This window comes from Oribacterium sp. C9 (assembly GCF_002007235.1).
GTDB lineage: Bacteria > Bacillota > Clostridia > Lachnospirales > Lachnospiraceae > Oribacterium.
The window spans coordinates 37,213-55,647 of sequence record NZ_MUHW01000006.1 but is presented as its reverse complement, the minus strand read 5'-3'; the positions used below and the strand labels follow the sequence as shown (position 1 = coordinate 55,647).

The following is an 18,435-nucleotide window of genomic DNA, read 5'->3' as shown; positions in this document are numbered from 1 at the left end:
TAATCATTCAAAAGATTCAGATTCATAATTCTTAACACGTTCTGTGATTGAGAAATTTCCGGATAAGATAAAACGATACTTTTAGAATTGGGACTGTTAAACAGTCTGAATGATACTTTATCATGCCCGCAATTACTGATTTCTTCTCCTCCCTATAGATATTCTATAAAATTCATTCACTTCTGTTCCCCAAAAATCGATTATTTAAACTATGAAGATAAGGAGGCCAATAACTTAACCATGCCCTACGATGAGAGTAATTTAGAAGACTTGTCTAACACGCCATTCGATGATGTATTCAAGCTTCAAATAGAAAAGATGGGACAACTACTTGTACCTGTCATAGAGAGGATGTTTCATGTCAAAGCAACTCTGGTAGATATGGAAGAAATCGAAAGACTTGCCAATGAACGTTTTCTCATGGATGATGAACAAAAAAAGATTTCAAAGCGTTTTTCAGACAGCTGTTATAAGATTGCAGGCGGATACTACCATGTGGAATGTCAATCCACAGAAGACGGAAGCATCCTGTTCAGGCTGGCAGAATATAATGTCCGGATAGCTCTTGATGGTGCTAAGAAAGATGGTGATTCTATACGAATAAACCTTCCAAATTCTGGACTCATAAAGCTTAGAGGTACTATCGATTCAGAAAAATCTTCCGAAATGAAGATAAGATACCGGTTTTCAGATCAGGAAATAGTCATGCCTGTTCCGGTTCTGAATGTGCAGGCATACTCAGCTGATGATATATATGATGGAGGATTGTTTTTCCTGATACCCTACTATCTCATCAGATTCGAAAACCGTTTAAGAAAAATATCAGATTCGGAAGACCCTGAATATGCTAAGATATATTCAGAACTACGTGAATTCGTTAATCGGTTAGTCAAAGCCTGTGATGACGGATTTATCTCAGAGGATAATACAAGAAGACTCGCAGAGTTATCGAATTTGATACTTAATCATATAGCAAGCAGGCTGAATAAAGATTTAAAGGAAAGGATGGCAGGACTTATGAGTCATGTAATTGAACTTCAGGAAGACAGATGGCTGAGAAAGGGCCGTGAGGAAGGCAGACTTGAAGGAACAAAATCCTTACTGTTTTCTTTGGTTGTTGATAAAGTAATTGATGTAGCAGATGCTGCCAGAAGAGCCGGTGAATCTGAAGAAGATTTCACTAAAGAACTGGAAGAATATATCAAGAATCAGAAATAAAGCTATAAAATACAATTTTAGGATAATCATTATGGATTTATTAGGAAAGGTGGCGCTGTTAACTCAAGTACAGTACCATCTTTTTATTAACCTCCTCATCAGATTCCCTTTTGTCACCGATGTTATGACCACATCTTAACTAACACATCCTCTTTGAACGAATATCCAAAAAGGATGTGTTAGTTTACTATTCCCAAAAATCAAAAAGATTTATCGATCATGCTGTATATGTTTAAACTTGTTAAATCCTATATTTATTTACCGGCATTTGCTGCTGCGCTCTCACCTGCAAGAAGACCTGAAGCATAGCAGAATCCGAGGCCTGAACCGCCCTGATAGTAAGGTGTGCTCCAAAGGTCTGCATCAGCTCCGCACACATAAAGGTTCGGAATAGTCTTTCCGTCGGAAGTCAGAGCCGCAAGGTTTCCATCAGTCTTGATTCCGCCGAGAGTCAGCCATGCACCGACATTGTACTCTATCATGTAGAAAGGACCTGTCTTCACCGGAATGAGGTACTCCTTCGGAGTGTACATCTGGTCATCCACACCGCTATCGCAGGCTGCATTGTAAGTCTCCACAGTCTTAACGAGGTTCGGCATGTTGAAATGCTCAGCCAGCTCCTCAATGGTATCTGCCTTGTAAGCCCAGTTCTGGGATACAGCCTCTTCAAAATCGTCATAGATATTGTCAAGAACAACACCCTCAAAGCCCGCAAGGAGAGCCATTCCCATGTTGGCCTTTGCTCCTTCACCGAGGAAATCGATGACCGGTGTAGTGCTTATCCTGTCCATAAATGCCTGATCGACGATGGTGTAATAGGTGCTCTCGCGAAGGGCCTGCTCGCCGCTGTACATGGTGGCCTCACACATACGACGCTCATCCATGAAACGGTCACCTGCCCTGTTCACAAGCATCAGTCCGAAATTCGGGAAATAGAAGGTGGCATTCGTTCCGCGGCCCGGTGCCCATGAGAAGGTCGGAGTCGCCTTGAAGTTCGCCGCACCCATCTCATTCATGGAAATGGAGAAATTCTTGCCCATTTGGGCGCCCGCATTCTGAAGCAGCTGAATGCCTTCGCCGTCATTGTAAATGCTGTCCTGAGGAACCAGCTCGGCACCGCCATAATATCTGGCAACCATCTCCTTGTTCTGAAGGAAACCGCCGGTACATACGATAACGCTCTTTGCACGGATCTTCACGGTATTTCCATCCTTGTCTTCGGTGAGCACACCTACGATGGCATCGTCCTCCCTCAGAAGGTTGGTGACCTGAGTATTCCAGCGAAGCTCAACGTCCGGTCTCACCTCAAAGATCTTCTCAAGGTATGGAACACGCTCAAGACCTTCAACCATATATACATGTCCGCCGCGGCTCAGCCAGTCTGTAGCCCCCATGGCAAACGGATATATCATAGGCATTCCGCTGTTAATGACTATATCGATGGCGCGTCCGCTGACCTCCAGCATATTTCTCACGAGACGGGCATTGCACTGATAGTTGGTGCCAGCCATGATATGCTCAAAGGCCTCCTGCTTCGTGAGGTATCCGTCGTACTTAAGCTGCTCGCTGGACTCAATGTGCCATGCGCCTGTGGTATTGACATTGTTGGTGCCCGCAAAGCCGGAAGCACGGTCAAGGGCTATGACCTTACAGCCCTTATCTGCTGCGCCTGCTGCCGCAGTGGTTCCCGCAACACCGATACCGACTACAACTACATCTGTCTCCTCTTCCTTTGAAGCCTCAGCCTCATCATAAAGAAGTGTTTCAAACTCTACAGGCTTTCCCTCCGCTGCTTTATCAGGTGCCAATGTTTCTGCCGAAGCACCTTTTGTTTCCTTTTCCTTCTCTCCTTCCGGATGGCTCTCCGCCGGAGGTACCTGAGGTCCGCAGGCAACTGTCACTCCCATAGCTGCCACCGCAGCGAGACCTCCCTTTAGAAATGAACGACGACTGATCTCTTTCATGATACATACTCCTTTTCAGCTGCCACATATCTCACGGTTACCTTCAGGCTTATTCTCCATTTATTGCAGCATGTTTTACTGTCTGCATTTTTCGAATTACCGCGGATGGTCTTAATCAATGCTGATTATTTTTATATTTCTTTACCATCACTTTGTTTCAACTCATGTCGATATCGTGTTATATGGCTTTTGACAATTAATGTTTACCTTTATTCTAAAGTCTACAGTTACTGAAGAGTCAATCATGATCTGATACTTTTTTAACATTGACCCACAAATGATCGTATCTGCTATTCTTTCCGTTCTTTCTTGAGGTCAGTATCCTTTTTGAAATGACCGGCTCGTCCTCCGAAATCACAAGTCCCTCCTTATCCATCAGTTCATGCAGGAGTCTTCGGCTTCTGCTGAGACTCTCCTTAGTGATGGTGAAATCTTCATTTATCTCAACGATGCAGTGAATAGCCGGACCCTCGGCATATTTTCTTACACTACTTCCTTCAAAAAAGCTCATATTCAAAATATCCGATTCAAACATTCCCACACCAAGCTCCGGGACCGGTCCCTCCGCATTTTCCATATACTCCTGTGCTGAGAATCTGAGTACTGAATCAGCATAGGGAATCTCAAATACTGAATTTTCCGGCCAGCTGGAGGGCTTCCCGTCTCTGACTTCCAGAGGCATCCAGATGATAGCCGGCCTCACGGTCAGTTCACAGAAACTCTCCGCCCTCCTGATATCAAGTGCATCATGACTTCTGTGCCTAAGGAAATGAAGAAGTCTCATGCTTTCATGTATCTCTCCTTCCAGCTCATCACAACGCTGGTCCAGTATCCCAACTTCATCCTCACTATGCAGAAGACTCAGTATCTCCTCCTGCGTCAGCCCGCTTTTCCTGTAATTCCTGTAATCTAAAATAGTCGATACGTCTGACATGCTGTACGACCTGTATCTGCCTTTTCTGCCTCCCGAGGGCGAAAGCACACCCTGCTCCTCCAAAAAACGTATACCGCTTGGAGACAGCCCCGTCATTTTTGCTATTGTTCCGATTTTGAATTCCATGATAGTCTCCGGTATCTTTATAACATCTTTGTAGAAACACTATAGTTTATATACGCGTTCGATATACTGAATATCCATGTCAAATCATTAAATAACACAGTCTCTTTGAATATGCATATCCAAAAAGGCTGTGTCAGGTCACTGTTTAAATAATATGACGTATATATCAAAAGGCGATATCAATCTACTAAGCTCACCACATCATCATATGTATTTCTTTCTGTCGCTCCGGAAGAAGTATCTATTGAATCCGCCGGATGACCCACCATAAGAACTGCAACCGCTGACTGGTCATCGGGAATGTTAAGAATAGACTTATACTCATCCTTCTTCTCACCGTTCAGGACGATGGTAGGTGAAGAAACTATCTTCGTTCCATATCCCATGACATTTGCCATATCAGACATGGATTCGCAGGCAAGTCCTGCATCAAATTCCGAACCTTCCTTGCAGGAAATCACGATAGCCACCGGCGCATCCGCTATGCCCGCCTTTGGTCCTGTACCTGTTGGAGCCGGTGCCGGAGCTTTATCTTTTTTATCCCCGTCATCCGGTTTTCCCGCAGGAGCACCGGCAGGTCTTCCTGCACTCATGTCCGATGCAATCTGTTGAAGAACCTCTTTATTCGTAACAACTGTAAAATGCCATGGCTGCTTATTCATAGCGCTTGGAGCATTTATTCCCGCAGTAACAATCCTGCTAATGTCATCACTGCTGACAGCTTCCTCCGAAAAGCTCTGCACAGTCGGTATATCACCGATCACTGCCGCAGCATCACTTGAAACAGACTGAGCAGACTGTACAGACGAAATGGTCGGCACATCAACCTGTTCACACCCATACAGAGCTGAAGCCAACATTAACGACATCCCCAGAACCAGACACTTTCTTTTGAGCATATTCTCCTCCTCACTGATGAAGCTATCTATTCTGCCATAACTTCATCCCTTCTTAATTGAGTTCCCCAGACTCAATTAAATACTCGTTTCATACTACTCAGCACAATCCCTTGATATATGTAAAATCTATATCCAATGATACCACATTTTTTCTTTTCATTTACTATCAAAACTATTTTTCAAGAATAAGTCCCTCAGATAACTTTTTTGCAATATTATCTCCACAACCAGCTGTTCTGAAAAGTTTAGTCATTTCTTCAGTGAATAATTCACCATTTTTTAAGTATTCAACGGAAAGAGTTATGCCGTCCTACTCAAATTGGAATCCTGCTAATGCACGTAATTACATTTGTTTTTTTGTTATAGGGGCAAAAATGTGTTGACATATTGGATGATAACCATCTTTGGGCAAGATTGTTCTTTTATAAATACAATACCGGTTTCATATCATACTTGCTGAGTTTCCTCAGCTAGCTCATGCTTAGAATAAAATTATTTCGTTCTGTCTCGAGTATTCTACGATCTAAGACTGTGTGGTTTGACTTTTTAAATCAATCTAACACTGAGCTACGGTCACCTGTGCATCATAGATAGTCCCGCATTGTATATAGTCGGAATTTAGACCATATGAAACCCGAATGAATTTTGATATAATTCACTTCGGAATCATTCAAAAGATTCAGATTCATAATTCTTAACACGTTCTGTGATTGAGATACTTCCAGATATGTTAAGATATATTCAGAACTACGTGAATTCGTTAATCGGTTAATCAAGGCCTGTGAGGACGGATTTATTTCAGAAGATAATACAAGAAGACTCGCAGAGTTATCGAATTTGATACTTAATCATATAGCAAGCAGGCTGAATAAAGATTTAAAGGAAAGGATGGCAGGACTTATGAGTCATGTAATTGAACTTCAGGAAGACAGATGGCTGAGAAAGGGCCGTGAGGAAGGCAGACTTGAAGGAACAAAATCCTTACTGTTTTCTTTGGTTGTTGATAAAGTAATTGATGTAGCAGATGCTGCCAGAAGAGCCGGTGAATCTGAAGAAGATTTCACTAAAGAACTGGAAGAATATATCAAGAATCAGAAATAACGCTATAAGATACAATTTTAGGATAATCATTATGGATTTATTAGGAAAGGTGGCACTATTATCGGATTCTCATAGTTCTACCCCGACTCTCGCCTTGATACCGTCATCATAGGGGTGTTTATCCTTAACCATATTGGTGACATAATCCGCCATGGACAGGATGGTAATGTCGGGATTCCTGCCTGTCAGTATGACCTCCACGTTTTCCGGAATCCGCAGTAGAAAATGGGTCAGAAGGTCATGATCCAAAAGCTCTTTGTTCACCGCATCCAGTATCTCATCAAATATAAACATGGCCTCTATATCCGGTTTAAAGGGCTCCGATTGCATGATGACTCCGGCCTTCCTCTGTCTTTCCTCGGAAGCTATCTGCTTTTTCACCTGATTTTTCAGACTTATCTTCATGGTTTTAATTGCCTTTACGAACATGGCATCACAATCTTTTCTGGTGATTTTCAGCTCCTCTTGAGACATCTTTCCTGTCCATCCAAAAAAATGCTCGGGAAAAAGCACCAGCACTCCGGGAATCTTTTCCAGAATACTGATTTCACCGGACATGCCGTCCTTCAGGAACTGACAAAAGACCACCGGCACATTATGCCCGGCGGCCCTTACGGCAGCACCTACAGCAGCCGTGGTCTTCCCTTTTCCGTTTCCCTGATATATATGAATCATTTTTACCCCCATGGACGTGTACGAATCGAGTTCACTTGATTTTGTATATTCCCCAACAGATAAGTTTGAAATTAAAGCCTTTCCCTTTTTGGTTTCCGATATTTTCATATTATCTGATGCCACATGCAGACTCTTATTTTTCCAGCCCCATAATCCGATACACTTTATTCATATCCAAAGACTCTCTCAGCACTGAAGCCAGCTTATCATACTGCTCCTCTTTGAAATCCTCATACCGTATTTCTGTTATATTATCGCGGTTTATCCCCTTCTTCTCGAATAAAATCCGGAGAAATGCTTCCCTCAGTTCATCACTGTCGAAGAAGCCGTGAATGTAAGTTCCGAAGACATTTCCGGCAGAAACATTAGCCGAATCCTCCGAACATACGGCATGAGTCCTTCCCATGTGTATCTCGTAGCCTGTGACAGTCTGCCCGTTAAGCTTCGAAAATTCACCTGAGAGTCCTGAAAGCTCCGTAGTCACTCTGGTTCTCGTTTTCTCCTCCGAAAATTCTGTCACCAGAGGTAAAAAGCCAAGACCCCGGGTAGTTGTCCCGGAAGCTGTCTCTGCTCCGAACTCGTCCACGATGCTTTCACCCAGCATCTGATAACCTCCGCAGATTCCCATTATCATAGTTCCGGCATGATGCTTCTGCCTTATTTTCGCTTCAAGCCCTGTAGCCCTGAGCCACTCCATATCTTTGATGGTGCTTTTTGTTCCCGGAAGGATGATAAGGTCGGGCTCTCCCAGCTCCCTCACCTTCGTAACATATCGAAGTGACACTCCGGACTCTGTAGAAAGTGCCGTAAAATCTGTAAAATTGCTGATCCTCGGAAGACGGATAACCGCAATATCGAGAAGCGGCACGAAGGATTCACTTCCTTTATATCTTCTCACATTCAGCTGCTCCGAAAGAGAATCCTCATCGTCTATCACCACATCCATATATGGCACAACTCCGAGAATTTCCTTCCCTGTTCTGTCCCTAAGGATATCCAGCCCCGGATCAAGTATGGTCTTGTCACCTCTGAACTTGTTTATGATGAGCCCCTTTATCCGTGCCTTTTCATGATCCTCCAGCAGCTCAATGGTTCCATAGAGCTGTGCAAAAACTCCGCCCCTGTCTATATCACCAACCAGCAGCACCGGTGCATCCGTAAGCTCTGCCATACCCATGTTGACAATGTCATCGTCCCTTAGATTTACCTCCGCGGGACTCCCCGCTCCCTCGATCACGATGATATCGTAGTCCGCTGAAAGCTTCTCATATGCCTCACGAACCACAGGGATCAGCTGTTTCTTATGTTTGTAATACTCCCTCGCAGTCATGTTGCTGCTGACTTTCCCGTTGATGATCACCTGAGAACCGACGTCCGTGGTGGGCTTCAAAAGTATCGGATTCATGAGGACCGATGGCTTAATGCCTGCAGCCTCCGCCTGAACCACCTGAGCGCGACCCATTTCAAGCCCTTCTTCTGTTATGAAGCTGTTCAGCGCCATATTCTGTGATTTAAACGGAGCCACTCTGTATCCGTCCTGATGGAAAATACGGCAAAGTCCTGCTGCAATGAGACTCTTTCCTGCATTGGACATGGTCCCCTGTATCATGATGGCTTTTGCTCTTTTCTTCTCCATGAGGTTCTCCTTTTATTTGAAATTCCTATTTATTATAGTACAATAGTGCTTTCCAGTTTTCTAACAGCTGAACATTTTCCTCATGCCTGCGGACACAGATTCTGAAGAATCTTCCATCAAGTCCTGAAAAATCCCTGCAGCTTCTTATAAGTATTCCTTTTTCTATCAGTTTTTCTTTAAGATCAAGAACATCCTTAGACACTCTGAAAAGAATGAAATTCGCCTCTGATTCAATATTGTATACCTTTTCAGCAAGTCCGTTTCTTAGGATTTCATCAATCAGATATTTACGTTCTACTTTTATTATTTGTCTCGTTTCCACGAGATAATCACCATCAGAAATTGCTGCCACTCCCGCCATCTGTGCCGGTATATTTATCTCCCATGGTGTCATGGTTTCTTTTAAGCTTCTGATCAGATCCAGATTCTCAGTAACGAGATATCCAAGCCTCAGACCCGGCATACCATATATCTTCGTAAATGCCTGGAGGACGATGAGATTCCTCCAAATGTCATTCTCTGCATCAAATCCGCTATATTTAGCTCTACTTTTTTCATTATAAACTATTCTGCTTTGGGATCTTAATTCAGACCCCATACTACATTCAGCCGTATTGGAGAACGATTTTGTAGTATTCCTATTACGTTCCGTTAAATCCTTTTTCTTCAATCTTTTTCTGATCTCCGGAACCATGGAATACTCTTCTTCACGGGAACTGAACGGCAGGAAACATTCATCCACTATCAGCCAGATTGAGTTCTTCTCGCAAACCTCATAAATACGAAGAAGCATTGCCTTTGGAATCATTCCCCCGTCGGGATTATTGGGATTACATAAAAAAACGGCAGACCCTGCTGCCATATTTTCTATCTGATCAATGAACTTCTCCAGTGTTTCATCATTAAAACTGAAGGAGTCCCTCTCGTAAAGAAAGAACTCCTGAACCTCTGAACCACTCATTATCGCCGCTTTTCCGTACTCTGAAAAAGAAGGTGCCGGAACCATAACCTTTTCAGGTCTTATCACCTGCATTAGCCGATATATGAGATCCGCCGCACCGTTACCGAAAAGCAGATTCTCTCCTTTAATACCGATATGCTCCGATACAGCTTTTCTCAGTTCTCTCTGATTCCAGTCGGGATAAAAAGTACTTAATTCAACACCTTTTATAGCCGCGTCTCTCGCCCCATACGGCATCCCCAGTGGATTAATGTTTATCGAGAAATCCAGTCTTATATTTTTTTCGTAAATGTCTCCACCGTGATGATATTCCAATGTTTATCTCCTGTATTCTATGATCTCACACCCATCCAAACCTGTACATCACAGCTCTCATAACAATTATACCCACTATGTATATCATGAAAACCGAAAGATACATCACTCTGTTGGCGGTCTCAATGTCTTCAGGCACCACCTCGCGAAGCTTATCACCTATCTCCGGCTTCTTTACAAGCTTTCCGAAATACCATGCATCTCCTAAAAGTGTGACTCCCAGGGCACCCGCCATTACTGCCTCAGTCTGTCCGGAGTTTGGACTTGTGGACTTCTTTGCATCTCTCATCCAGATCTTAAATGCGTTCTTCCAGTTAAGATTAAGGAATAAAGCTGCAATCACCATGAAAAGCGCCGTTACTCTTGCCGGAATAAAATTAAGTACGTCATCAAGTCTCGCCGCGCAGGTTCCAAAATATCGATATTTATCGTTTTTATATCCTATCATTGAGTCCATGGTATTGACTGCCTTGTAAAACCAGCCACCTGCGACTCCGAAAACCATCATGAAAAGGAGGGGTGCCACAACACCGTCGGAAGCATTTTCCGCAACCGTCTCAACTGTTGCCTTCACTATTCCTGACTCATTCAGCCTCTTGGTATCTCTTCCGACTATCATGGAAACGGCTTCCCTTGCTCCCTTGATGTCCCGCTTTTTCAGTGCATCATATACCTTCATGGATTCCTTTTTAAGCTGCTTCATCGCAATCATCTGGTAGGCAAGAAAAGCACTGATGGCCCAAGATATGGTCTCACCGAACATTTTACTTATATTCAGTATCACAAGAGGTATCACCGTGAAAACAACCAGCATGATAAGCACCAGTATGCCCCCGGCGATACGTTTTTTTGTCTTGTCCTCTTCAGGTTCATCGGAAATTTTGAATATTTTTCTCAATGCTTTTTCCAGCCACTCGATGGCACGACCCATAGCCATCACCGGATGGAACCAGTTGTGCGGATCCCCGAAAACAAGATCCAGTATAAGTGCCATTATGAGTATCATTATTCTCTCGTACATATGATGTCCTTCTTCTTAGTCCTATTATGAAATCAAATTATTTTATCTGGTACGGCTGGTATCAACTCCACATTTTTACTTTTTTGAACCTGATCTCTCCTTCAGAATCCAAGCTTATCTCAGCCTCATAGCCCTGTCCCGGCTTCAGGCCCCAGTCAAAGTAATCCTTATGAGGCTCTGAATATTTATCCATGAGCGCCATGATGGTTCCGCCATGAACCACCAGCGCAAAGGCAGACTTTGATGAATTCCTTATTACAGCAATCACTTCCTTCTCAAAAGCGGAAACCACCCGTTCCGTGAATTCACTTTTGCTTTCACCTCCAGGGAAGGGTGATTCTCCCATAGAATCTATATATCTCTGGTATGCCGCTTTATGTTCAGGATCCGAATCCTCATTTATTTCTTTATAATTCATGTACTCGAAATCACCGAACTCCATCTCCCGAAAATCCCGAACTACAATCTCTTCATTGTCTGAAACAACCTCCGGAAACAGACATTCCAAAGTATCTCTGCATCTCAGCATAGGGCTAATGAATACTTTTTCAATCTTTAACCCACCCGGAAGTCTCATTTCCCTGAGCCTGTCTTTTTCCTCCGGAAGCAGCCCCTCATCAGTCGAACCAACATAACGATGCTCCAAATTTCCTTTTGTCATTCCATGTCGTATAAGCAATAATTTCATCAATCCCACCGATGTATCATTTTTTCATCAAATTAAAATATATCAATATGTCCTTATAATGATGACAACCCACTCAATCATTTGGCTTTTATGCAGAAATCATACTATCCTGTTACACCACCAAAGAATCAGGCTACTTCAGCCTTTGTGGTATCCCTGCCAGCAGTCTGTAGACTCTGGCAGCTCTTTCAGCAAAAAGACAGCTCACACGTCCTACAGCCTCGCGCCACTCCCGTTCCTCTCTGTCCATGGGAACAACTCCTGAGCCCACCTCTCTCATTATTATCACAAGTTCCGGCTTTTCCGCCACTGAATCAGACCCCATATCCTTTATACGATCTGCTTTGTCACTTGATACTCCGGTGATGTCAGTAAATGAACCTGTATTATCTTCAAGCCATCTCTCGGCTTCTTTAACAGGATCCTTTCCCTGCTTCAGCTGCTCCCGGATTTTATATTCAAAATCATCGATTAATACTGCTGTAGGAAATTCTTTTTTGCAAAAGCTGTGTTTTCCCTGACACATACCACCTAAAACCAGTATCATTTTTCCTCCCTGACTCATGCAAGTCCTTGAATTAACATACGATGGTAGTTGACCCGGATATTACCATTCTTTGTTATATTGCACATTAAAGATATTGTGTTTTTATATGGCTACCTCTTAAATCCTATGCTAAAACAGCCACGATACTAAAACATTGAACAACAGCATCAAAAACTCACAGTTACAAAGAAAATAACCGCAAAGATCTCCTGTGGTTCCTCCAAATTCAGGAACTATTCTGTATCTGTACCAGAGAAATGAAACTACCGCCGCAAAAGTTGTTGCCGCAGGATAAAGCAAAGACCTTCCAAGTATAGAAAAAAACATAAACAGATCGGCAACTGTAAAAATCAGATAAACTACCAGCACCAGCTTAACGATTCTGTCTGAATTCTCCGCAATGGTGCTGACCATCCCGTCTTTCTTCGCCTTTTTAAAGCACACAACACTTAGTCCGCTCAGCTCTCTGGATATAAGAAATCCGAAGCACATCGAAAGAACACATTTCCCATTCACTGCTGTGCATAATGCAAATGCTCCCAACATATACATCACACCATAAATCACAGCAAACGCTCCCACATGAGGATCCTTTAAAATAGCAAGCTTTTTCTCTTTATCACCATAACTGTGAAGGGCATCTTCCGTATCGAAAAGTCCATCAAGATGTATGCCTCCAGTCACTGCGATGGGTATCATAAGCATTAAAAATGCCGTAAATATGTTATATGTCTGAAATCTCCCGATAAAATGCCAGACCAGAAATTCCAGACCTGCTATCACAAGCCCCACCACCGGAAAGAAACACATGGCATATTTCATGCTCTTTTCATTCCAGTCGGCCTTCGGCATCGGTATTTTTGAATATGTTGAAAAAGCTATGATCAGGGAATCTATCATTTTTCCTCCGCAAAAATCACTTTATATTTACCGGAAGTCCGGCAACGACCTCAATGACCCTATCCGCGTCACCGGCCATCTCACGGTTCAGTTCTCCCAGATTTCTAAGGAACTTCTCTGTCTCCTCCGGATACTCACGCCCATCACTGTAAAGCTCATTGGCCACTACAATAAGGTCTTTGACATTGGCGGAAAGCTCTCTCAAAGGAGCTGCTATCTCATGGATATGTCCGTCAGTCTCATAACACTCGTTGGCATAAAGATTGGTAAGATCCTCAAGAAGCACCACAGCATCAGACAGGCGGTTTTCTTCATGGAAACAGTCACCACCTGCTTTTTCTATGATTTCTCCCGTAACACGGCCTATATCCAAAGGTCTTTCTATGGTAACAAATCCCTTTCCTGCCCGCAATAATCGATGCCGTTCGATGCGTTTTTTCGTTTCCAAATCTTCATAAGGAAACATGGTGGCAATGTAGTACAGTTCTCCACGTTTCTTCTCACCCTTAAACGGTCTCTCCCTACCGGGATTATCTTCCACTGTTGGCTCTATAACTCCGGAGTTTTCTACCTCTGTCAAAAGCTTTTGAGTCTCAGCATCTTCATTCCCTGCCAGGGCCACCGCAAGAGCTTCCGCATATTCAGATTTTCCTGAACCGGCCCCACCGGTAATTAGATAATACATATCGATTTATACTCCAAAACCTGTGATTAATTTACCACCGGACTCATCAATGACTGTATAAAAATAAGGTGACAGACAACTAGGAATCGAGCAGGATGCCTTTTTCCTACTCCATCTGCATGAGCAAAAAACCACATGTACGGATATCGTATTTCCTGAGAAATGTAAAATCCTACTTGAACCTGTGATATGCCTTTACATCTATATCTTTAAAGGTCCCCATCTTGTTAAATGCATCAACCGCTGCTGAAAGTAGCGGTATCAGAAGCACAGCCCCGGAACCTTCTCCCAGAGACATCTCCGCATCGATGATGGCTCTGAGATCCATCCTTTCAAGAGCCTGTCCTGCCAGCTTTTCCTTGGAAATGTGGGATGCAAATGCATAATCACTGACTCTCTCATCCATCATAAATGCACTTAAGGCTGCTGCGGTTGAAATTATCCCATCGATAATTATCGGTACTTCATGCTCCACTGCTCCGAGGAACATTCCTGCCATGACCGCGATCTCCGGTCCACCGATCTGGAACAATGCTTTCTCCGCAGTATCTCTGCTGAAAACCCTGTATTCTTTCGCTTCCTCACTTAATGATAACTTTTCAAGCCTTTCAAGAGCCCGTCTCACTACATCCTGCTTTCTCCTGAGACCTTCCTCGCTAAGCCCGGCTCCGTATCCTACTGCCTCCTCAGCACTTGCCCCCATAAAATAAGCCAAAAGTGCTGCGGTAGGTGTAGTGTTCCCGATACCCATTTCACCTGTAGCGATGATATCGTAACCTTCCTCCTTCAGTTCACTGACTATATCCCGCCCGAGCTGAAGTGCCTTCCTTCCGGTCTCTTCGTCCATGGCTGCTTCCACAGCGATATTTCCGCTGCCATCCATGAGCCTTCTGTCATTGACCACATCCTGACGAAGTTTCTGAAAGTTGAGTGAATTTTTCTGGTCAGGAGAATTTTTCACATCAGAATCTGCTGTTTTTCCGTCAGCACTTCTGCTAAGTTTAGCGTTGCAGAAGTGAAAATTTTCCGAATCACTGTATCTCGGTCCGATCATCCCCACATCAACGGTATAGACATCTACATCATTGCCTTTCGCAAAGATGCTTGTGGTGGTCGCGCCTTTTACAAAGCTGTCTGCGACCTTTCTAGTGACCGAACTGTCAGTCTGGGTAACTCCCTCCTTCACACAGCCGTGATCAGCGCAGAGCACCACCAGCGCCCTCTTTTCTACAGAAGGTTCCAGGGTCCTCTGAATCCCGCAAAGCTTTATCACATGCTTTTCGAGAACACCGAGACTGTCAATGGGCTTTCCTATGCTGTCCCATTTCTGCTGCGCCGCCCTTTCTATCTTAAATCTCTCACAGTTTTTCATAAAATTAAATATCGCCTCAGGATTACTGTAATAATAAAAATGGGGCCATCCTGCAGACTTGCTTCTGTCGTAGAATATCCCGTCATATATCTTCCCTGCAGTCTTCGCCTTTCCCGTTCCTGCCGAAGGTTTTCTAATGCTGAAGCCCGCTCCGTTGTCAGCACAATCGAATCTATGGAACTCGTGACCTCTCAGGACCGTTCCTGCAGGCCCGAAAAGTCCGGCTGTCTTTGTCTCAGCCTCTATATATCCGAAACGCACCAGCCTGTCCTGCTTTCTGAGTTCCCCGGAAAAAACACCGCACATTTCACAGCATTCCTCATCCGGATTCATACTGACGTTTCCTTCTCTGCTGTATCCATTTGTGTCATCAGTACATATCGACTTATTCAGATACATATATCCGCCGCACTCAGCAATCAGCGATAAACCTTTATTTACAGCCTGAGCGATAGAATTCCGCATGTAAACATTGGCAGAAAGTGCCTCTGCATATAACTCAGGATAACCGCCTCCGATGATGAGCCCGTCCAGATCTTCAGGAAGCCTCTCGTCATGAAGGGGGCTGAAGCTGACAAGTTCCCCTCCCATTTTCTCAAGAATATCTTTATTTTCCTGATAGTAGAAACTGAAGGCTTCGTCTTCAGCAATTCCAAGTCTGACAGTATTTGATAACTTGAATTTTGAAAAATCCCTCAAAGGAATATTTTCACCGCAACAATTTTGTACTGCTTCATTCTTTAAATCAGCATTCTCCAAGACCAGGGAACTAATTGAATCTGAAATCAAATTATCTTTATGGTCGGATGATTTATCCGATTCCGGCATTCCGGTTGAATCGATTGAATTTTTCTCCGAATCCATCCAATTATCTGATGAAGCCAACTCAATTATCCCGTCTATATCTATGTTCTTCTCTATCGTCTCCCCTAAAGCCTCAATCCATGAATAGAACCCGTCCATTTCCTCCGGAGAAATGAGCCCCAGATGTCTGGAGGGAACATTGTATTCTTTGATCTCAGGAAGATACCCAAGGACCTTTACCTCAGGGCATGCATCCTCGATAAGCCCCTTAAGTCTTTCATAGAACATAGGGGAAACTCTGTTCAGGATGACTCCCCGAATCCCTGACCCCCCTCGATGCTTCGAAAAATCCAGCATTCCTCTCATAAGAGCGGCAATCGAAACACTTCCCCCCTTACAGTCCATGACGAGAACTGTCGGGCTTCCGATGATTCCGGCAACCTCCCATGTTGAGCCTTTGGTTGACACTCCCCCGAGCCCGTCATAGTACCCCATAACACCTTCAATGACTGAAATATCAGCACTCCCGGCTCTCTCCTCATATAATTGTCTCAAAAGCTCCGGCTCAACAAAAAAACTGTCGAGATTTGCAGAGCTCACCCCCAGAACCTTTCTATGGAACATAGGATCGATATAGTCGGGACCACACTTAAAGCTCTGTACCTTCAGTCCCCTTTTTTTGAGCACATGAATAAGACCACATGTCAGTGTGGTCTTTCCTGATCCGCTTTTGTCTGCTGCTATAACTATGCTATGTTTCATTAATAAAATCCTTTCGGTTTAGTAGGCGGAACACCACTATCCTTTAGATGGTGGAATGAGCTAAGTATGTTCACATTATTTATTTTGATTCTATTTCCGTTCTAATCGGATTCTTTATATTGCGGTTAATTTCAAGCAATGGTATAACAAGTATATACATGTTATACAAAGGAGGAAACATCCATGGCACAGGTCACAATAAGATCCTGGGGAAACAGTCAAGGTATAAGAATCCCCAAAAGTATCCTGGATAAACTGGGATTAACTATATCTGACACTCTGGATATAGCTGCGGAAAATGACACCATAGTCCTGAAAAAATCCTTTGCACACAAATCCTTCGAAGAACGACTGGCCGAATATGATGGCCATATTTCCATCTCAGACTTTGATTGGGGAGAACCTGTCACCAAATCATGAACATATCAGATGCCATACAGGGTATCTTTGAGTATAACTGAGAGCAAGCCTTTATGGCTTGCTCTCTTTTTATCTTCTTGAAATTCTGGTGATTGTTATAGGATTCTCAGCATGGTGCATGTGGTAGCTGCCTCGTCTTTCGAGACCTGTTGCCTGAATCTCAACCATTTCAAAGTTATAGTCCGTAAGTCTCTTCTCGATCTCCAGAACCTCAGCCACTGACTCAAGAGTCACCGTGTTTATGACAATGACTACATCAGGGTTAGAATTGACAGCCCAGTCAACTATCTTCTGGAGATTGCCCTTGCTGCCTCCGATGAATACGCAGTCAGGAATAGGCAGCGGACCATCATTTGCGACATTCTTCCTCTCTCCGGGCTTCTGCATCTCCATCTCAGAAAAACATTCCGGTGCCTTGCCCCGGACAATTCGGATATTGTCAACCTTGAACTGATATCGATTTCTTTCGATGGTGTCGATGGCATCCTGATTTATCTCAACTGCTATGACCTTGCCTTCAGGACTGGCGAGACCTGCCTCCACTGCCATACTGCCGCTTCCTGATCCGATATCGTAAATGATGCTGTTATCACGAATAGCCAGACGGCAAAGACTGAGGGCTCTCACATCTCTCTTTGTAATGGGAACTCCGCCTGTTCTTTCAAAATGCTCATCACCGATACCATATGAACGGATCGGGGTTATGGCATCGTCATTTTCAAAAAGGGCGATGGCGAGACGGTCGAACATCTTGCCTCTCATCTCTCTGGTCTTTCCTACAGTAAAGGACTCGTCAGGATAGCTCAGTCTCTCACCTACTATGATCTTCACAGAGCTTAATCCGAACTGAATGAGCTCCTCTGAAATATTGGAAACCGTGTCCTCACTGCCCAAAAGAGCACATACAAATTTGTTCTCGCGGATAAGAGGAATCATGTCCTTGTGTCGTCCGTGAAGACTTACCAGCTTGACATCCGCCATACTTATGGACCGCTTGCTGAGGAAATACTGAATGCTGGAAACTCCGGCATAGTTCCTTATATCGATGCTTTCAGATCTGTCCTCATCCTCGGAGTCATCATTTCCATCAGAGCCTGAAGCCTTTAACAGGGCTTTTCTAAGCGGAATGGCACCACTGTATACACTGGTATCTCCTGTAAAGACCGCAGAGATAACCCTCTTTTCAGGATGGTTCAGGATATAATCAAGCATTTCCTCAGTCTTCACTGCCTCATAGGTCTCGATCGTTGTTCCGGACGCAGCATCACCGGCAGTTTTTAAAGCACGGCTGGCACCCATAAGCACATCCGAATTTCTTATAGCCTCTATTGCCTGAGTTGTCATCATTTCAGGACTTCCAGGTCCTACTCCAATAAGATTTACTATTCTCATTCTGCCTCCTTACAC

16 protein-coding genes are annotated in these 18,435 nt (G+C 43.8%); 3 read left to right on the top strand and 13 right to left on the bottom strand.

Annotated elements, in window-relative coordinates:
• The first annotated feature begins 87 nt into the window (after positions 1-87).
• Positions 88-1,218, top strand: a complete 1,131-nt coding sequence (locus BXO88_RS05425) for a hypothetical protein (protein ID WP_139355517.1) — start codon at positions 88-90, stop codon at positions 1,216-1,218.
• A 254-nt stretch (positions 1,219-1,472) separates the two neighbouring features.
• Here BXO88_RS05425 and BXO88_RS05420 read toward each other — a convergent pair whose 3' ends face one another.
• The 3 genes from BXO88_RS05420 to BXO88_RS05410 all read right to left on the bottom strand — a co-directional run bounded on the left by BXO88_RS05420 (position 1,473) and on the right by BXO88_RS05410 (position 5,141).
• Positions 1,473-3,182, bottom strand: coding sequence for an FAD-binding protein (locus BXO88_RS05420; protein WP_078036803.1), 1,710 nt, complete (start codon positions 3,180-3,182; stop codon positions 1,473-1,475).
• A gap of 238 nt (positions 3,183-3,420) precedes the next feature.
• Positions 3,421-4,242, bottom strand: coding sequence for a MerR family transcriptional regulator (locus tag BXO88_RS05415; RefSeq protein WP_078036730.1), 822 nt, complete (start codon positions 4,240-4,242; stop codon positions 3,421-3,423).
• A 179-nt stretch (positions 4,243-4,421) separates the two neighbouring features.
• The gene (locus BXO88_RS05410; RefSeq protein ID WP_078036729.1) at positions 4,422-5,141 is read right to left on the bottom strand and encodes a nitroreductase family protein; all 720 of its coding nucleotides are present in this window, start codon (positions 5,139-5,141) and stop codon (positions 4,422-4,424) included.
• Between the two features lie 900 nt (positions 5,142-6,041).
• Here BXO88_RS05410 and BXO88_RS05405 point away from each other — a divergent pair.
• Positions 6,042-6,242: a resolvase gene (locus BXO88_RS05405; protein WP_242945159.1), complete on the top strand. Its 201-nt coding sequence runs from the start codon at positions 6,042-6,044 to the stop codon at positions 6,240-6,242.
• A 69-nt stretch (positions 6,243-6,311) separates the two neighbouring features.
• Here the strand turns inward: BXO88_RS05405 and BXO88_RS05400 are convergent, their stop codons facing one another.
• The 9 genes from BXO88_RS05400 to BXO88_RS05360 all read right to left on the bottom strand — a co-directional run bounded on the left by BXO88_RS05400 (position 6,312) and on the right by BXO88_RS05360 (position 16,608).
• A complete protein-coding gene (locus BXO88_RS05400; protein ID WP_168171628.1) occupies positions 6,312-6,917 on the bottom strand; it encodes a cob(I)yrinic acid a,c-diamide adenosyltransferase in 606 nt (201 codons plus the stop codon).
• A 133-nt stretch (positions 6,918-7,050) separates the two neighbouring features.
• Entirely contained in the window at positions 7,051-8,553 is a 1,503-nt protein-coding gene (locus BXO88_RS05395) for a cobyric acid synthase (RefSeq protein WP_078036726.1), read from the bottom strand.
• 25 nt (positions 8,554-8,578) lie between these two features.
• Positions 8,579-9,829, bottom strand: a complete 1,251-nt coding sequence (locus BXO88_RS05390) for a pyridoxal phosphate-dependent aminotransferase (protein WP_078036725.1) — start codon at positions 9,827-9,829, stop codon at positions 8,579-8,581.
• A gap of 25 nt (positions 9,830-9,854) precedes the next feature.
• The gene (gene cbiB / locus BXO88_RS05385) at positions 9,855-10,850 is read right to left on the bottom strand and encodes an adenosylcobinamide-phosphate synthase CbiB (RefSeq protein WP_078036724.1); all 996 of its coding nucleotides are present in this window, start codon (positions 10,848-10,850) and stop codon (positions 9,855-9,857) included.
• Between the two features lie 61 nt (positions 10,851-10,911).
• Positions 10,912-11,538, bottom strand: coding sequence for a histidine phosphatase family protein (locus BXO88_RS05380; RefSeq protein ID WP_078036723.1), 627 nt, complete (start codon positions 11,536-11,538; stop codon positions 10,912-10,914).
• A 133-nt stretch (positions 11,539-11,671) separates the two neighbouring features.
• Complete coding sequence (locus BXO88_RS05375) at positions 11,672-12,085, bottom strand: bifunctional adenosylcobinamide kinase/adenosylcobinamide-phosphate guanylyltransferase (RefSeq protein WP_168171627.1); 414 nt, start codon at positions 12,083-12,085, stop codon at positions 11,672-11,674.
• 129 nt (positions 12,086-12,214) lie between these two features.
• The gene (locus BXO88_RS05370; protein ID WP_078036721.1) at positions 12,215-12,985 is read right to left on the bottom strand and encodes an adenosylcobinamide-GDP ribazoletransferase; all 771 of its coding nucleotides are present in this window, start codon (positions 12,983-12,985) and stop codon (positions 12,215-12,217) included.
• A gap of 16 nt (positions 12,986-13,001) precedes the next feature.
• The gene (locus tag BXO88_RS05365; protein WP_078036720.1) at positions 13,002-13,670 is read right to left on the bottom strand and encodes a bifunctional adenosylcobinamide kinase/adenosylcobinamide-phosphate guanylyltransferase; all 669 of its coding nucleotides are present in this window, start codon (positions 13,668-13,670) and stop codon (positions 13,002-13,004) included.
• A 172-nt stretch (positions 13,671-13,842) separates the two neighbouring features.
• Positions 13,843-16,608: a cobyrinate a,c-diamide synthase gene (locus BXO88_RS05360; RefSeq protein WP_078036719.1), complete on the bottom strand. Its 2,766-nt coding sequence runs from the start codon at positions 16,606-16,608 to the stop codon at positions 13,843-13,845.
• A 183-nt stretch (positions 16,609-16,791) separates the two neighbouring features.
• Here BXO88_RS05360 and BXO88_RS05355 point away from each other — a divergent pair, with 183 nt between their 5' ends.
• Positions 16,792-17,028 carry an AbrB/MazE/SpoVT family DNA-binding domain-containing protein gene (locus BXO88_RS05355; protein ID WP_078036718.1) on the top strand — a complete coding sequence of 79 codons (237 nt, stop codon included), beginning with the start codon at positions 16,792-16,794 and terminating at the stop codon, positions 17,026-17,028.
• A gap of 69 nt (positions 17,029-17,097) precedes the next feature.
• On the opposite strand, the gene cbiT is transcribed toward BXO88_RS05355, so the two are convergent.
• Positions 17,098-18,420, bottom strand: coding sequence for a precorrin-6Y C5,15-methyltransferase (decarboxylating) subunit CbiT (gene cbiT / locus BXO88_RS05350; protein WP_078036717.1), 1,323 nt, complete (start codon positions 18,418-18,420; stop codon positions 17,098-17,100).
• Positions 18,421-18,435 lie beyond the last annotated feature (15 nt).

Bases quoted from the DNA above. Each gene is read 5' to 3' on its own strand.
- BXO88_RS05395 (WP_078036726.1), bottom strand. From the start codon at position 8,553: ATGGAGAAGAAAAGAGCAAAAGCCATCATGATACAGGGGACCATGTCC.
- BXO88_RS05410 (WP_078036729.1), bottom strand. From the start codon at position 5,141: ATGCTCAAAAGAAAGTGTCTGGTTCTGGGGATGTCGTTAATGTTGGCT.
- BXO88_RS05420 (WP_078036803.1), bottom strand. From the start codon at position 3,182: ATGAAAGAGATCAGTCGTCGTTCATTTCTAAAGGGAGGTCTCGCTGCG.
- BXO88_RS05405 (WP_242945159.1), top strand. From the start codon at position 6,042: ATGAGTCATGTAATTGAACTTCAGGAAGACAGATGGCTGAGAAAGGGC.
- BXO88_RS05375 (WP_168171627.1), bottom strand. From the start codon at position 12,085: ATGATACTGGTTTTAGGTGGTATGTGTCAGGGAAAACACAGCTTTTGC.
- BXO88_RS05360 (WP_078036719.1), bottom strand. From the start codon at position 16,608: ATGAAACATAGCATAGTTATAGCAGCAGACAAAAGCGGATCAGGAAAG.
- BXO88_RS05400 (WP_168171628.1), bottom strand. From the start codon at position 6,917: ATGATTCATATATATCAGGGAAACGGAAAAGGGAAGACCACGGCTGCT.
- cbiB (WP_078036724.1), bottom strand. From the start codon at position 10,850: ATGTACGAGAGAATAATGATACTCATAATGGCACTTATACTGGATCTT.
- BXO88_RS05415 (WP_078036730.1), bottom strand. From the start codon at position 4,242: ATGGAATTCAAAATCGGAACAATAGCAAAAATGACGGGGCTGTCTCCA.
- BXO88_RS05365 (WP_078036720.1), bottom strand. From the start codon at position 13,670: ATGTATTATCTAATTACCGGTGGGGCCGGTTCAGGAAAATCTGAATAT.
- BXO88_RS05380 (WP_078036723.1), bottom strand. From the start codon at position 11,538: ATGAAATTATTGCTTATACGACATGGAATGACAAAAGGAAATTTGGAG.
- cbiT (WP_078036717.1), bottom strand. From the start codon at position 18,420: ATGAGAATAGTAAATCTTATTGGAGTAGGACCTGGAAGTCCTGAAATG.
- BXO88_RS05370 (WP_078036721.1), bottom strand. From the start codon at position 12,985: ATGATAGATTCCCTGATCATAGCTTTTTCAACATATTCAAAAATACCG.
- BXO88_RS05355 (WP_078036718.1), top strand. From the start codon at position 16,792: ATGGCACAGGTCACAATAAGATCCTGGGGAAACAGTCAAGGTATAAGA.